The organism is Pandoraea morbifera (assembly GCF_902459575.1).
GTDB lineage: Bacteria > Pseudomonadota > Gammaproteobacteria > Burkholderiales > Burkholderiaceae > Pandoraea > Pandoraea morbifera.
In genome coordinates this window covers 569,550-583,411 of record NZ_CABPSD010000001.1, presented here as the reverse complement: position 1 = coordinate 583,411, position 13,862 = coordinate 569,550, and the positions used below count along the sequence as shown (strand labels likewise).

The 13,862-nt window shown below is 57.6% G+C and carries 11 protein-coding genes and 1 tRNA gene; 4 read left to right on the top strand and 8 right to left on the bottom strand.

Annotation, left to right across the window (positions count from 1 at the left end):
• The first annotated feature begins 125 nt into the window (after positions 1-125).
• Together PMO31116_RS02445 and PMO31116_RS02440 are read left to right on the top strand one after the other, a co-directional pair.
• Positions 126-1,085, top strand: coding sequence for a pilin (locus tag PMO31116_RS02445; protein WP_150565291.1), 960 nt, complete (start codon positions 126-128; stop codon positions 1,083-1,085).
• 133 nt (positions 1,086-1,218) lie between these two features.
• Positions 1,219-3,903: a DotA/TraY family protein gene (locus tag PMO31116_RS02440; protein WP_174970761.1), complete on the top strand. Its 2,685-nt coding sequence runs from the start codon at positions 1,219-1,221 to the stop codon at positions 3,901-3,903.
• Between the two features lie 221 nt (positions 3,904-4,124).
• On the opposite strand, the gene PMO31116_RS02435 is transcribed toward PMO31116_RS02440, so the two are convergent.
• Both PMO31116_RS02435 and PMO31116_RS02430 read right to left on the bottom strand, forming a co-directional pair.
• Entirely contained in the window at positions 4,125-4,661 is a 537-nt protein-coding gene (locus PMO31116_RS02435) for an H-NS histone family protein (RefSeq protein WP_150565289.1), read from the bottom strand.
• Positions 4,662-4,971: 310 nt separating this feature from the next.
• Positions 4,972-6,324, bottom strand: a complete 1,353-nt coding sequence (locus PMO31116_RS02430; protein WP_150565288.1) for a tyrosine-type recombinase/integrase — start codon at positions 6,322-6,324, stop codon at positions 4,972-4,974.
• 154 nt (positions 6,325-6,478) lie between these two features.
• On the opposite strand from PMO31116_RS02430, the gene PMO31116_RS02425 reads away from it, so the two are divergent.
• A tRNA-OTHER gene (locus tag PMO31116_RS02425) sits at positions 6,479-6,546 on the top strand.
• 69 nt (positions 6,547-6,615) lie between these two features.
• Here PMO31116_RS02425 and PMO31116_RS02420 read toward each other — a convergent pair.
• The 6 genes from PMO31116_RS02420 to PMO31116_RS02400 form a co-directional block, all read right to left on the bottom strand.
• Entirely contained in the window at positions 6,616-8,343 is a 1,728-nt protein-coding gene (locus PMO31116_RS02420; protein WP_150565287.1) for a carboxylesterase/lipase family protein, read from the bottom strand.
• Between the two features lie 144 nt (positions 8,344-8,487).
• Positions 8,488-8,622, bottom strand: a complete 135-nt coding sequence (locus tag PMO31116_RS24230) for a hypothetical protein (protein ID WP_281350074.1) — start codon at positions 8,620-8,622, stop codon at positions 8,488-8,490.
• Positions 8,623-8,882: 260 nt separating this feature from the next.
• Positions 8,883-9,518 (bottom strand): trimeric intracellular cation channel family protein, encoded by a 636-nt coding sequence (locus tag PMO31116_RS02415; protein WP_150565504.1) that lies wholly within the window; start codon positions 9,516-9,518, stop codon positions 8,883-8,885.
• A gap of 39 nt (positions 9,519-9,557) precedes the next feature.
• Positions 9,558-10,829: a M20 family metallopeptidase gene (locus tag PMO31116_RS02410; RefSeq protein WP_150565286.1), complete on the bottom strand. Its 1,272-nt coding sequence runs from the start codon at positions 10,827-10,829 to the stop codon at positions 9,558-9,560.
• Between the two features lie 603 nt (positions 10,830-11,432).
• A complete protein-coding gene (locus PMO31116_RS02405; protein ID WP_217424709.1) occupies positions 11,433-11,723 on the bottom strand; it encodes a YciI family protein in 291 nt (96 codons plus the stop codon).
• A 21-nt stretch (positions 11,724-11,744) separates the two neighbouring features.
• Positions 11,745-12,752, bottom strand: coding sequence for a quinone oxidoreductase family protein (locus tag PMO31116_RS02400; RefSeq protein ID WP_150565285.1), 1,008 nt, complete (start codon positions 12,750-12,752; stop codon positions 11,745-11,747).
• An 84-nt stretch (positions 12,753-12,836) separates the two neighbouring features.
• On the opposite strand from PMO31116_RS02400, the gene PMO31116_RS02395 reads away from it, so the two are divergent.
• Positions 12,837-13,760 carry a LysR family transcriptional regulator gene (locus tag PMO31116_RS02395; protein ID WP_425494753.1) on the top strand — a complete coding sequence of 308 codons (924 nt, stop codon included), beginning with the start codon at positions 12,837-12,839 and terminating at the stop codon, positions 13,758-13,760.
• Positions 13,761-13,862 lie beyond the last annotated feature (102 nt).

Below are 13,862 nucleotides of genomic sequence, written 5' to 3'. Positions count from 1 at the left end.
TTTGATAGTCAACTGATATTAGATTGAATTGGCCGTCAATGAAACGCAATGCCTTTCGTTGACTTGATGGAAAAATGCGTTAATCTAATTTAAGTAGGACATAACAATAACAAGAGGAGACTACAATGAAGAAGAAAACTTCTGGCTTTACACTTATAGAATTGATGGTGACTGTCGCCATCGTCGGCGGTCTTGCTGCCATAGCGATACCTGCTTATCAGGACTATTCAATACGCTCACAACTATCTGAGGGCATCACGTTGGCGGCTGGCGCGAAGCCTGTCGTTGCCGAATATTATGCAAATCATGGTGAGTATCCTCCGAGCAATCAAGATGCGGGTTTTGCCGGTGCATCTGGCAAGTTCATCACAAGCGTTGAAATCAAAAGCGGTGGATTGATTGTTGCGACGCTTGGCAATCAGGTCAATGAGAAGATAGCGGGCAAGGTCGTCGTGCTCACACCTCAAGTCAATAGCGGCACTGACATTTCGGTTGCTGCTGCGTCCAGCATGGTCGACAAGGTCTTGGGCATCAATAGCGCAATGGCGGCTGATGTAGCTGGATGGGCTTGCTACTCGAACGCCGACGCAAAATATCTGCCTGCAAGTTGTGAGGTTCGCACAATCAGCAATGGTGCGACGGACGGAGGAAGTGGCACCCCAACAGAGCCAGAACAGCCAACTCTCGATACTTGGTCATCTACCACTGGCTCACGTTGGACTTTCGCTATATCGGGTCGTTATTCAGATATTGGCACGATCAGCTATCAAGACATAATCAGGACGCTAACAATTGACGGCGTGGACTATACACAAGCGTTTATGACCTCGGATGGCACACAAGTATTCAAGCCTGTCAATGGGTCTTCTGATTATGATTTCATCGCTCTGGGTGGCTTAACCTCTTCATTGGGTACTGGTAGCTTGATTTATGAAAAGAAGGGAACTAATCAAATGATCGTCTCATCAACTAAAAATTCTTCCGGTGTGCAGACAACACCACAAAAGACGGTGGACCCTTCCACTTATCCACAATGGATGAAGGACTATTTAGCTTCAACTCAATTCAAAAGCGGTGCAATGTAAGTGATGGAGAGAAAAGCCCTCTTGATTGGGGCTTTTTTGTTTTGGCCGTTGTGATAGCTGTTGACTATTTGAATGCTTGATGTTTAATGGAAGATAGAACAATAAGAAAAAAGGAGCTTCTATGAAAAAAATAATGATGCTGCTCATGTCACTTCTGGCATCGAGTAGCGCCTTCGCGGACGGGGTGTTGGGTGGCAATCTCTTTGACCCTGCTCCTGATAGCAAGGCACTTTGGGTATTAAAGGGAGTTTTTGGGGGATTGCTCGGTGGTGGCGGCGACCCGCTCAATACCGCAATCAGTATGTTCAATAGCTGCATCTTGATTGTAGGTGGCGTGCTTGCTGCTTACGTCATGTTTAGTGGCATCTTGAACACTGCTCATGAAGGTGAGATTTTCGGCAAAAAGTATTCAGCGGCTTGGATACCTATTCGCTATTGCACAGGAATTTCTCTCATCGTTCCTTTTCTTAATGGCTACTGCGTCATCCAAGCGATTGTGATGTGGGTTGCGGTGCAAGGCATTGGTTTAGCTGACAAGGTTTGGTCTGAGACCATGAGCGGTCAAAATCTTCAACAATACGTCTCCACCGGCTTAACGCGACCTGAGGCAATGCAGCTTGGCTTGAAGATTTACGAAAGCGAACTTTGCATGGCAATTTTGGAAAATGAGAAAACCACACCAGACGGCGCAACCTTGGGTTACAACGGCGTTCAACTCGGGATTACAACAAACGACACCGGCAACGACGTTGTTCTCAGTTTCGGCGCAACGAACGATGTGATTGCAAGACCTGACACATGCGGAACCGTCACTATTCAGAAGTTCACCGCTCCTGCTGTTCCTACGACCTCATTAGTTGGCTTTAGCGCATTAACGCTCACTGGCGACGCGCTGCAAAGAATGGTAGCCATCAACCAAGACAATATTCAGCAAGTTAGCGTCTTAATCAACGCAATCGCCCCTGTGGCAAGCAAAGACGTTGCGAACGTTTTGAGGGGCGGAAAAATTACTGATGTGTCGGGTGTGCGCACTGCGGTGGACGCATATGAAGAGCATTTGCGTCAGAAGGCATCTGAACTTGTTCTTGCAATGCAAAACAACAATGAACTGAGCCAAGCTGCGACGCAAGACGGTTTCATTACGGCTGGCTCGTTCTACACCAAGCTTTCGTCAGTCAACGACATGGTGAACCGCAGTGCGGCGAGCATCCCAAACGCAACGGGTGCGGGTGGAATGAATTTATCGGCCACGGCTGATATACAAGCAACCGTCTTCAAGCAAGTGCAAGAGGTCTACAACTCCACCAAGGGCGCGGGCACGATTACTTTCGGGGTCGGTAAGCAAGAAGGCGGTAGCGAAAGTGGATGGTGGCAGACAGTCAAAGACGCCGTTGCAGGTGGTCTTGACCCTCGCGTGCTCGCTAAAAAAGCATTTACTGATACTGCTGGCTTCGTGCTCAATGATGGCGAAAATCCCGTCATGGCTGTTCAACGCATGGGGCAATATAGTCTTGGCACGGCATCTACTGCGTCCGGTCTTTTGATGCTTGCAAACGTCACAACTGGTATTACCCCCGGTATCGCAAACACGATTTCAGACATCCTCAAAATCGTCATTCCTCCTATGCTGCTCGTCGGCATGACGCTGGCATATGTCATCCCCATGCTGCCAGCCTTTATCTTCTACATGGCTGCATTCGGTTGGGCGGTGTCTGTCTGTATGGCTATTGTCGCAAGTCCCCTGTGGATTGTGGCTCATCTCTCGCCTGAGGGGCACGACATGATGGGTAAAGGCGTTGCGGGCTATCAGTTGGTCTTGTCTCTGCTGCTGCGCCCCGTGCTGATGATTTTCGGCATGCTGTGCGGCATTGTGCTTGTGAGCGTTTTTGGTCAATTGCTTAATCGCATCTTTGCCGATACGTTCATCATGAGTCAAAGCGATAGCGGTTTCTTCACGCTCATTTTTGGCGAGTTGATTGCTGCTCCGATCCTCTACGCTTGCTTTGTGGTCATCCTGCTCAGAAAGTCCTTTGGGCTTATCCACGAAGTTCCAGACCACATCTTGAAGTGGATTGGTGGGGGTGACTCATGGGGCGCATACGGTCAAGCTGGTGGTGCAGAAGGTGCGTTTGCGGCTGCGGGTGCCGGTATGCAAGCTGTAGGTGGCGTCGCAAACAAACTTGGCACGCCAAACGGCAAGCAGGACGTTAAGAACGAAGGTCAAGGCAATCCGTTCCAAGACCTCAAAGACCGTGCATTGGCAGGTGGCGTAGGCGAGAAAGATGGTCTGAATGGTGGTGGCACTGGCGAGGAACGCAGTCTGTCCGATATTCAAGGCGAGGCGCAACAAGCGCAGCAGGAAGCCAATGAGGGCTATCTGAACAACGCTGTTGAGGCGATGGGTGGAGAAGGCTCCAAAGAGGCTGAAAGCATGCTCAAAAACGTCGCTGCGTCACGCGAGAAAGACCCCTCAACGCCATTTAACAAACACGTCGACAACGCTGTCGCACGCGAGCTAAATCACAAATACGGTGCCGGTGTTGCTGCTGCGGTTCACGCGATGGGCGGCGGGTTCTCTGGCGAGAAGTTCCAAGACGCAATGAGCACGTTTGCAGGCAAAGCGAGCGAGCTTGACCAAGCGGGCTTGGGTAGTGGGGAAGTCAAGAAAGCGTTCGCTGGTGCCGTGGCTGACGCGAAGAAAGACTACACCGCACACAAAGCAGAAGCGACAGAGAAAGGCGAACAAGTGAAGCCATTCGGTCAGTTCATGCACGATAGCCTTGGGCGCATCAATACGAGCAGCGAGCGAATTGACTGAGCCAAATAGAAAAGCCCCAATCGGGGCTTTTTTTGCTCTTGGGGGTTGACAATGGTGGCGCATTTTGTAAATTGAATAATAAGTGACACTGATTACCAAGCTCTGAGTTTTCAAGCCTCCTATTTGTTCATCAAGCCTTGGTTTTCTCTCTATTTACTCTCTCAGTCACGATAAAGAAAAAGCCCCTGAAAAGGGGCTTTCTCATTTCCGCGTGCGTCGCTTTAGGCGGCTTTTTTCTTCTTCTTGTAAGCGGAGTATTCCTCAACAGTGACCTCGCCAAGCTGCTCGGGCTTCGGTGCGCCGCCATATTTCTTTTCAAGCGCATACAAGAAACTCAGCTTCTTCGCCTTATCGCTCGGGTCTGCAAGCCAAGCGTCAACGGAAGTGCCTGCCTTGTAAGTGGTGTTGCAACCTTCGGCTTCGATAAATGCGGGCGGGTGAGCGAGCCAAACGCCAGTCTTCGAGCCGTCCTTGGTCGATTTGAGCGGGTGGCTCATGGTCTTGCTGCCCGTGCCGGTGGTTGCCTTGGTCGTGCCGGTGGCAATACCAAGCTCCCTTGCGGTGAAGCCGTAGCGAGCGACGAGCGCCTTTGCCTGTTCAAGGGCGGGTTCACGCTCGGCTTGAACAAGTTCGTCTTTCTTCGCGGCTGCTGCCTTCAAGAGCGCGTCAAGGTCGTCAATGCTCAAACCATTGAGGTCGGCGGGAAGTGCTGCGGCTGCCTTATTGGAAGCCTTCGGTGCGGTCTGTTGGTCTGCCATGTTTTTCTATCCTCAAAAAAGTTCGTCTTGCTCAGTTCAGTCGCTCAAGGTCTTCCCTTGGCGGGGCGTCCCGATGGGACAAGTGCGAAAGCACACAATCTTTGCTAAGAGCCTTCACGGCGATTGAGTGCCAAGAAAGAGGGAACGTTTTTGCTGTTTCGTAGTGGGTTAGAAGTTGCGACGGGTCAACTGTAAGACATGACGATAAACTGAGTCAACAACAATCTATCAAGATGAAGGTAAGACGATGCACTTGATGATAGTGAACATGAAAAGCATGAAAAAAGCCCCGTTTTTGAGGCTTCATGGGTCACTGCAAGACTGGCGCTGCTGTCTGTTTAGTTCCAATCAGAAGCGTGTTTATGTCCTCAGTTTCCTTGACCATTATGAGAAAGCGCAACATATCTTCAAAGCCAAGCTCTCGCTTGAGAGCAAGCACGCCTCGCCCCTCAATGGTCGTTGCATCTGCAGTTGATAGCATTGCTTGCAAGTCCTCCATTGGAACTGCGTAATAACGCTCTGCGAGTGTTTTGAGGTCTTTATGCCCCGTAATCTTTGAGAGCATGATTGCGTTGGGGACTTTCTTTGATATGTTGTAAGTAGCGATTTTACGGCATGAGTGAAAAGTCAGGTTTTCAATCGGTGGTTCGGCTTCTTTGCAGCAATCTGAAAAAGCGTGCGTCACTGAATTAACCGTAGCCGAAAAAACAAGCCCTGTTTTCGTTTCTGACTTTTGATAAAGGTCGAGCAAGATTTCACGCATACGCTCGGTCATCGGAACAACTCTGCCTTTTTCCTCGGTGTTCTTCTTTTGCCAATCGTTTTTTTCTTGGAAGAGGCGAAGCGTATTACGCTCAAAGTCTACGCCTTCCCAAACCAATCCACCTTTCAAGCCTTGAGCACGCTTCTTCTTTGCCGGTTGAACAAGCTCGCCGCGCCTGAATGACATTTCAAGTGATAGCTCAATGATAGGGCGAAGCCAAGGGCTGCGCTTATCAACGATTTTGAAAAGACGCTCGCGCTCGTCGCCATTAAATTGCCGGTTTTTCGCATTTTGTGGCTTGGCAAGCTTAATACCTCGGGCGTGGTTATCAATCGGGAAAAGCCATTCGCCCTTAGCATGTTGCAATGTGCGTGAAATGACCGCAAAGAAGTTGCGAATAGAAGACGCGGAATAGGTTTCCGCTTTCAAGGTATCGCGTAAGCGCAGCATCTTTTCGCTGTTAAGCTGGCGCAATAGCGTATCTTCGCCAAGTATCTCAACAATCTTAGGGATACGGTGCAAGTTCTCATCAGCAGAAGCGCGTCCCTTGTAGTGTTCTTCCCAGCACTTATCGAGCGCTTGCTTAACTGTCATCGTCTCAAAGTCGAGATTGAACGTGCCGCCATTGACGCGCAAGCTTTTGATGGCTTCTTCTTCCTCTTTTGCCCATTTTTCTGCGGCTGCGTAGGTCGAATGCGTGGCTGAGCGCGCGACGGTGTTGCCCTTATCGTCTTTGAGCTTGATTTGGACTTCGAAGGACGTTTCAAGCTGGCGCATCTTTGCGCGTGGGTTAGCGAGGCTTGTGAGGTATGCTTGTGCCTGACTTTTGAGGCGGAATTTTTGGTCTTCCTTGCCCGATACGCTCACAACCCAAGGTGAGCGGTTTGCGATGTTTGCCATGTCGTGCCGGTGCTCTGTTCGTCGTTGTGGACGGTCTGGAGCTTAGCGCGTAACGGGGCCAGTTTGGGAAAAAGTTTGGGAAATTGGCTTTTACCGAGTTTGGGAATTTAGAAAAATGCTTTGAAAACAGTTGCTTATAATTTTTGTGTGCGATGCGAGAATTTGGGTTTAGGTCCTGACGCCCGCAAGGGTGTAGGGGTTCGAGTCCCCTTCCTCGCACCAACTCCCCGTTTTGGCATCGGTTTCGTGGATCTCACTTCTTCCTGAAATATCTCGCAAACGCTCGCCGACCTAGAGCACTCCCTCCCACAAGCGCCGCTGATCGCCTGCGGGGTCGTCCTCGACGCGGTTCTCACCGGCGGCCAGAAGCATGGTCGGGCGCTGCGTCAGTTGGAAGCGTGGCCAGGACGGCAGTGCGCTGTGCGAGGGCCGGCCGTCGCGCATGAAGGCGATCCAGGTTTCGTGAACCACTCCGGCAAACGCATCCAGTGCGGGCGTTTCGCGATACAGCATGGAGAGAAATGGCTCGTGGAAATTCTTCCAGACCATCGGCAACTCCGACGCATGCACGGCGAAGCCCCGGAAAGGGGCCTCCACTGATACCTGATCGTAGCGGTACATGTAGCTCTCGCCACCATTGCGGGCATGCGCCTCGGCCAATCTCAGCATGGGCACCCAGTATTCCTCGGCGCTCAGCAGGTCGATACGTCGCAGGAACGCATGCTGATCAGGGAAGGCGTCGCGATAGCGCTGGGCCATGCGCTCGATGGTGGGCACGTCGAGCTGCGCCATCTCGCGAGCCGCAATCGGCGCAGTGGTGGCCTCGCCTTTGCGATAGGCAGCCAGCAACTCGGGACGGAAGAAGATCAGCGATTCGTTGCGGTTGCTGCCGACGAGCAGGCGCAAGTGGCTTGCGTGGCCCTGTTCCAAGCTCAATTGCGGCGAGCGCGGCACGAAGTCGCCATCGATGACCGTGCGGAATGCGAAGTTGCGCGGATAGGCGGCAGCCGTGGCGATCTGCGCCTTGATCAACTGATCCGCCGGCAGGCTGAGCAGGCGCGCGCGAAGTGCCTCGCCGCGGCCATTCGGCTGCACCTGCTCGGCAAAGAGGTGCGCCACCTTGTACGCCTCGTCAAGCGAATGCGTGGTGAGGGCGCCGCCACTCTCGATGATTGCCTGCTGGAATGTGCCGCGCGCCGCCGGCAGCGTCAGCAGCGTGGAGACATTCTTGCCTCCGGCCGATTCGCCTCCCAGCGTGACGCGCTTGGGATCGCCTCCGAACGCCTGGATATTCCGCTGGACCCATTGCAGCCCCATCACCTGATCACGCAGGGCATTGTTGCCGGAGCCGCGATAGGACTCGCCCAGAAGGTCGCCTAGTTCGAGGAAGCCAAGCGCACCGACGCGATACCCGACGGTCACGCACACGACGCCATTGCGCGCGAACTGCGTGCCGTCGTAGATCGGCTGGCTGGTGGCACCGAACATGTTGCTACCGCCATAGATCCAGACGAACACGGGATGCGGGCCCGGCGTGTCCGGCGCCCACACGTTCAGATAAAGACAGTCTTCGCCCTGTCGCGCATCCCCGAGGAAATTGCGGCCGGTGCCGGCCTGGATGCGCACCGGCTGCATCGGCGCAGGACCGAAGGAGAATGCATTTTGCGGCTGGGTGAATCCGGGATGCGGCTGCGGTGGGCGAAAACGCAGTTCGCCCACCGGCGGCAGCGCAAACGGAATGCCCTTGAACACTCGCACCTGATCTTCCACCGCACCACGCACCGGACCTGCCGGCGCATCAATTGTGATGGCCCGACGCAACGGCTGCGGTTCTCGTGTCGACCGGGCGTGTGTAAGCAACGGTGCCAAGCTCCCCAATGCTGCCAAACTCGCGCCTTGGGCGATGAATCGTCGACGTCCTGTCTGCATGCTTCGTTCTTCCAGCGGGTTGAGGGATTGGTGTGACCTTGGGGCCAAGGTCTCCGGCACATTGTTGACGGCCGCCGCACCAGTGACCAATGACGTCTATTTGCGGCGCGGAGCCATGCGGGCCTCGGAATGCGTTACCGCCTGATTGTCGGGAGAATCCGTCAGGAATCGCACGCGGGAAGTGTAGCCGACGCTCGACGCGCAGGCCACGGGAAAGGAACCCGGCAAGACGTGTTACAGCAATGCGGGGATGGCATCGACCAGGAATTGAATGCCCTTGTAAATCTGGTACGTGCCGTAGGTGGCGCCGGCCACGAGGGCACCTTTGCCTGCCGCGACAATATATGGAATGGCGGGGATGAACATCATTTTGGCCTCCGTTCGTCAGCGCATTTATGCCCGGAAATTGGTGTTGCCCGAGCGGTGACGCCAGAGTATCAACGCGAGCCGTCGCGGTCACCTGTGATAAATCGCAGCCACATCCGCGCCGCGCCCCCAGTAAGACTGTGCCGCGGACGCGGGCCGATTACCCATCCGACGTGCCGATCCGACGCGCCTCGAAATGCCTCCCCATGGTCAGGTGAAGATCTCCATACGCCGATGCCACGCTGTAGCGTCGAGCCCCCGCGTTAATCGACGTCGCTTGCATCGCGCCCGTCGGCGCGCGGGAGGTTCCACTGGTAGCGCAGCGACAGGTAACGAAGTGCGAAGCATGCCGCAAGCGCGAACCAGGTCCTGCCGCTCGAAACCCACCCCATGCGTTCGCCGACAACCTCGATGCCCGCGCCGACAAGTGCCGCGGACGCATAGATCTCGCGCTGCAGTATGACGGGGACACGATTGAGAAGCACGTCGCGCGCCACGCCGCCGCCAACCGCGGTGGCAACGCCCAGCAGCACCGCCACCTCGGCATTGTGGCCATAAATCATGGCTTTCTGCGCACCCGTCACGGCAAACAGCCCCAGTCCGATGGAGTCGAACAGGATCACCGGGTGGGCAAGGCGCACCACCAACGGGTTCGCCGCGATCGCCATGAATGCCGCAGCCATCGAAACCGCAAGGTAGCGCCAGTCGGTCAACCCGCCCGGCGGCACCGCGCCGATGCACAGGTCGCGCAGAACGCCACCGCCACACGCGACCGTAAACGCGATAACCATCACACCGAACCAGTCGAGACCCCGGCCTCGGGCCGCGACCGCACCGCTGATCGCGAACGCGAACGTGCCCGCCAGGTCAAGCGTTGTGAAGAGTCGATGGTCGTTCAGGCCGGCTAGCGCCAATTCATGAACGTTCATGGATTCGATTCAGACGGCGACATCGGGGGGACACAGCCAGGCAGCGGCGGCAGTCAGCATGGCTTGCAAGCCCGTCTCAAGCGTGGGGTGAATCTGTGGCGCGAATTTCGGCGAGTGATTGCTGGGAATTCTGTTGACAGCCCTTTCCCGCTGCGCCGTGGCAAACACCGTGGGGTCGGTGCCGCCGACGAACCAAAACACGTACGGCACACGCCAGGTACGTCCGAAGACGCTGAAATCCTCACTGGCCGACGCCGGGCCTGGCGCCAGCGTAGCGTTCTCGCCAAATTGCCGGTTGAATGCCTGTGCCACCCATTCCGTCGCCACGCGATCGTTTTCGGTCAGCGGATAGCTGTTGATGGTGGTGAACTCCGGGGGGCGCTCGGCTCCAGACGCATCGCACTCTGCGCAGCATATGCGACGGATGGACTTGAGCATATAGTCGCGCGTATCTTCGCTGAACGTGCGCATGTTCAACTTGATGGTGGCATCGTCGGGAATGATGTTTTCCTTGGTGCCGGCCTGCAGGGAACCGATCGTAAGCACAGCCGGCTCGTTCGGCGCGATCTCCCGCGACACGACGGTCTGGAGCCGCAGCGTGGTCGCCGCAGCCATGATGACCGGATCGATCGAGGTCTGCGGCTGTGAACCATGCGAGCCGCGCCCGAAAAGCTTGATCTTCAGGCTGTCGCCGGCAGACAACGTGACACCGGGACGGTAATTGACGGTGCCGGCGGGCCCGACCATCACATGCTGTCCGAGGATGATGTCGGGCTTCGGAAAGCGGCCCTCGCCCCAGTCCCGCACCATGGCGTTCGCGCCCTCGGCGGTCTCCTCGCCGGGCTGGAACACGATCATGAGCGTGCCCCGCCAGGCGGCGCGATTCGTGGACAGGACGCGCGCCGCGCCGATCATCCACGTGACGTGCATGTCGTGGCCGCACGAGTGCGCCACCCCAACCTCGACGCCGTCCGCATCGCGCGCTTTGACGCTGCTGGCATAGGGCAGCCCCGTGTTCTCGGCCATGGGCAGCGCATCCATGTCCGCACGCAGCATCACGGTCGGACCGTCGCCGTTCTTCATGACGCACACCACGCCGGTCACGCCGACCTCGCGTGTTACCTCGTAGCCAAGGTCCTGCATCGTGTCGGCAACGATTTTCGCCGTACGCACTTCCTGCATCGATAACTCGGGATGCTGGTGAAGGTCCTTATAGAGCGCTTCAAGGTCGGCCATCAGGGCGGGTGCGGCGGAGTCGAGCGCTTGGGTGAGGGCATTCATGGTAGCTCCAGAGGGGCCAAATCACGTTGAGCGAGATCGGACGGAGCGCTCGCGAGGCAAGGGTCTCCGCAGCGTTCGGTTGACGTGCATCCATGCCGACTTTGCAGCGCACGGCTGCCGACATGTTGCGTTCTACCCGCCGAGCGCCCGGAAAGCGATGGCGTCCACAACAATGCCGATTCTGAGTCGGCGATGGCATCCGTGAGCCGCATCGCGATGAGGCGTCCGGAGCAAGACGGAGGAGAGCGTCGGCCATGGGAGAGCGCTTGGAATGCGGCCTGATCCGGGCCGTCGAAACACCATACGCCTCTCGCAATCGCCGATCAATGAGGGGATTGCTGATGCAATAGCCAAGTTTGGCGGGGCGGGCTGAAGTGAACCTTCCGATGGGTTTCGTGCCGCCCGATGCACGGCGCATGGTCGAGCGCCTCGCAACGCGTGCGGCCGCCGCGGCGTTGCCGCGCGCCTGCACGACGGTGGCGCGCCCCCAGGCGCCGACGCGCAGGCGCCTGCTCTGCTTCCAAGTCCCGGGACGGTCGGCAAAGCAGCGTCGCGTCGCCGGAACATCTCATTTCCTTTCGATATGGTTAGGATGCCAATACATCAAGCGCTGAGATCAGGCATGCCCTCTGCGGCCATCGTGGGTTCCCACGCGATGATCTGGTAGCTTGCCACTCCGGCCTGACGAAAGGGGTCTTCCGAAATCCATTGCGTGACGTCGTCGAGCGTGTTGGCTTTGGCGAGAATCACGCCGCCGGTTCGCGGCGACTTCCGGCCCGAGAGCAGGAAGTGCCCCGCTGCGTAATGGCGATTCAAAAAAGCGCGGTGCGCTTCCATGTGGGTATCCACTTCGGATAGCGGACGAAGGTAGTCGAGAAGGATGAGAAACAACATGAGGGTCCTCGTTGGGTTGGCTCAGGGGCGCAGCAGCATGGCACCTGCGGTTTGCCCGGCTTCCAGCCGGCGATGTGCCTGTGCCGCCTCGCTCAATGGCAGGATATCGCCGATCGTCGGTCGCAGCCCCGCCTGAAGTTGCCGGATCGTGGCAAGTGCGCCTTCGCGGTAACGGGCCCCATCCGTCATGAAGCGGAACACCCCCGGCCGGGAGAGCGCCACGGAGCGCGTCGGGCCCAGCAGCGACAAATCGAGCGGTCCGGAGTCGCCAGCCACCTGACCGACGTTGGCGACCATCCCGTAGGGGCGCACGCAGCCGAGGGTGTCGACCAGGGTCTGTCCGCCGATGCCGTCGACAGCGTAATCGACGCCTCGGCCGTCGGTCAGCCGCATGACCTCCGTCACGAAATCCGTCTCGCGGTAGTTGATCGCATGGTCGAGGCCGTGTTCCATGGCAAGCACTGCCTTGGCCGGCGAGCTGACGGTGCCGATGACGCGGGCGCCCAAAGCCTTCGCCCACTGCAGCAGCACCAATCCCAGACCGCCGGCCGCCGCGTGCACGAGCACGGTATCGCCTGCCTTGAGCGGGTAGACGTACGAGAACAACATGTGCGTGGTGATACCCCGCAGCAGCAGGCTGGCCACCGCGTCGTCGGATACGTCGTCGGGCAGCACGATGGCCCGGTCGGCCGGCAAGTTGCGGGCGCTGGCATAGCCGCCGGTGGGCGGGCCGGCATACGCGATGCGCTGCCCCGCACGCACCGAGTCGACGCCCGGCCCGAGCGCCTCGACGACTCCGGCCGCCTCGACCCCAAGCACCGCGGGAAGCGACGGCAACCGGTAGAGACCGGTGCGGTGATAGATGTCGACGTAGTTCACGCCGATCGCGGTGTGCCGCACGCGTATTTCACCGGCCGCCGGCGCGGGCAACGTGTCTTCCAGGACGGTCAATGCCGAAGCATCGCCATATTGGCCGATGACGATCCGGGAAACGGCGGATGTGTCGGGAAAGGATTCGCGCTGGGTCATGATGTTCTCCTGAGGAATGAGCTTGCAAGCGCAGCTTACGTTGAGCAAAATGACTCAACAATTCTCAAGAATTTGACATTTATTGTGCAAAAAAACACAGATGGCGATGCGGCCCGTGCCGCCGGGAAGCGTGCGCTGCAATGGGATGACATCCGCTACTTCCTCGAACTGGCGCGCACAGGCAGCCTGTCTGGCGCGGCACGGCGACTCAGGGTCGAGCATTCGACCGTGGCAAGGCGTGTCGAGGCACTGGAGCAGTCGCTGGGGATTCGGCTTTTCGACCGATTACCCAAAGCCTGGTCGTTGACGGCGGAAGGCGAGACGCTGGTGGCTCAGGCGGGGCGACTCGACGATGAGGCGCAGGCGTTCTCGCGAGTGGCGCTAGGTGTCTCATCCTTGCAGGGGACGGTCCGGCTCTCGGCGCCGCCAGCGTTCGCCGGTCATTTTCTCGCACCCCGGCTTGCCGCCATGCGCGGCAGATGGCAGAACATCGACCTCGAGGTAATCGGGGAAACGCGCGACGCCAATCTGGCGCGGGGCGAGGCGGATCTGGCGATCCGAATGTCCCGGCCCACCGCGGCGGGCCTGGTGGCCCGTGCCATTGCGGACATGGGGTATGGACTTTACGCAGCCCATGGCTATACCCGCCGACCGGCCGACGCGTGGGAGTTTCTCGGTTACGACGACAGCCTCGACCAGGTGCCGCAGCAGCGCTGGCTGGCCGAGGTCGCAGGCCATCGACGCTTCGTGTTCAGGAGCAATGACCTCACGGCATTGCTCAATGCCACACGCGTCGGCCTCGGCATTGCGGTCCTGCCCCATTTCCTGGCCGCCAACGACGACGCACTGGCATGGGTTCCCGACCCCGTGTGTCCCACCGTACGGAAGCTATGGCTGGTAATGCATCCCGACGTCAAACGCTCGCCACGTGTGCGGTTGATCGCCGATCTTCTTGCGGAAGTGGTCGTCGAGGCGCAAGGGCTGATACCGGGCAATGTCGCGGGATGATGCCGCCGCGCCGCCGCCATTCGGCAATCGCTCGCCATGGCGTCCGGCGTTGTCCTGTCGCCAGCCTGCCGGTTATCCACGACGACGGGCGAGACAATTGGC

What these genes read in the sequence shown, in the direction of transcription:
- PMO31116_RS02445 (WP_150565291.1), top strand. Translation starts at nt 126, where the DNA reads ATGAAGAAGAAAACTTCTGGCTTTACACTTATAGAATTGATGGTGACT.
- PMO31116_RS02440 (WP_174970761.1), top strand. Translation starts at nt 1,219, where the DNA reads ATGATGCTGCTCATGTCACTTCTGGCATCGAGTAGCGCCTTCGCGGAC.
- PMO31116_RS02435 (WP_150565289.1), bottom strand. Translation starts at nt 4,661, where the DNA reads ATGGCAGACCAACAGACCGCACCGAAGGCTTCCAATAAGGCAGCCGCA.
- PMO31116_RS02430 (WP_150565288.1), bottom strand. Translation starts at nt 6,324, where the DNA reads ATGGCAAACATCGCAAACCGCTCACCTTGGGTTGTGAGCGTATCGGGC.
- PMO31116_RS24230 (WP_281350074.1), bottom strand. Translation starts at nt 8,622, where the DNA reads ATGATGTTCATCCCCGCCATTCCATATATTGTCGCGGCAGGCAAAGGT.
- PMO31116_RS02410 (WP_150565286.1), bottom strand. Translation starts at nt 10,829, where the DNA reads ATGAATGCCCTCACCCAAGCGCTCGACTCCGCCGCACCCGCCCTGATG.
- PMO31116_RS02405 (WP_217424709.1), bottom strand. Translation starts at nt 11,723, where the DNA reads ATGTTGTTTCTCATCCTTCTCGACTACCTTCGTCCGCTATCCGAAGTG.
- PMO31116_RS02400 (WP_150565285.1), bottom strand. Translation starts at nt 12,752, where the DNA reads ATGACCCAGCGCGAATCCTTTCCCGACACATCCGCCGTTTCCCGGATC.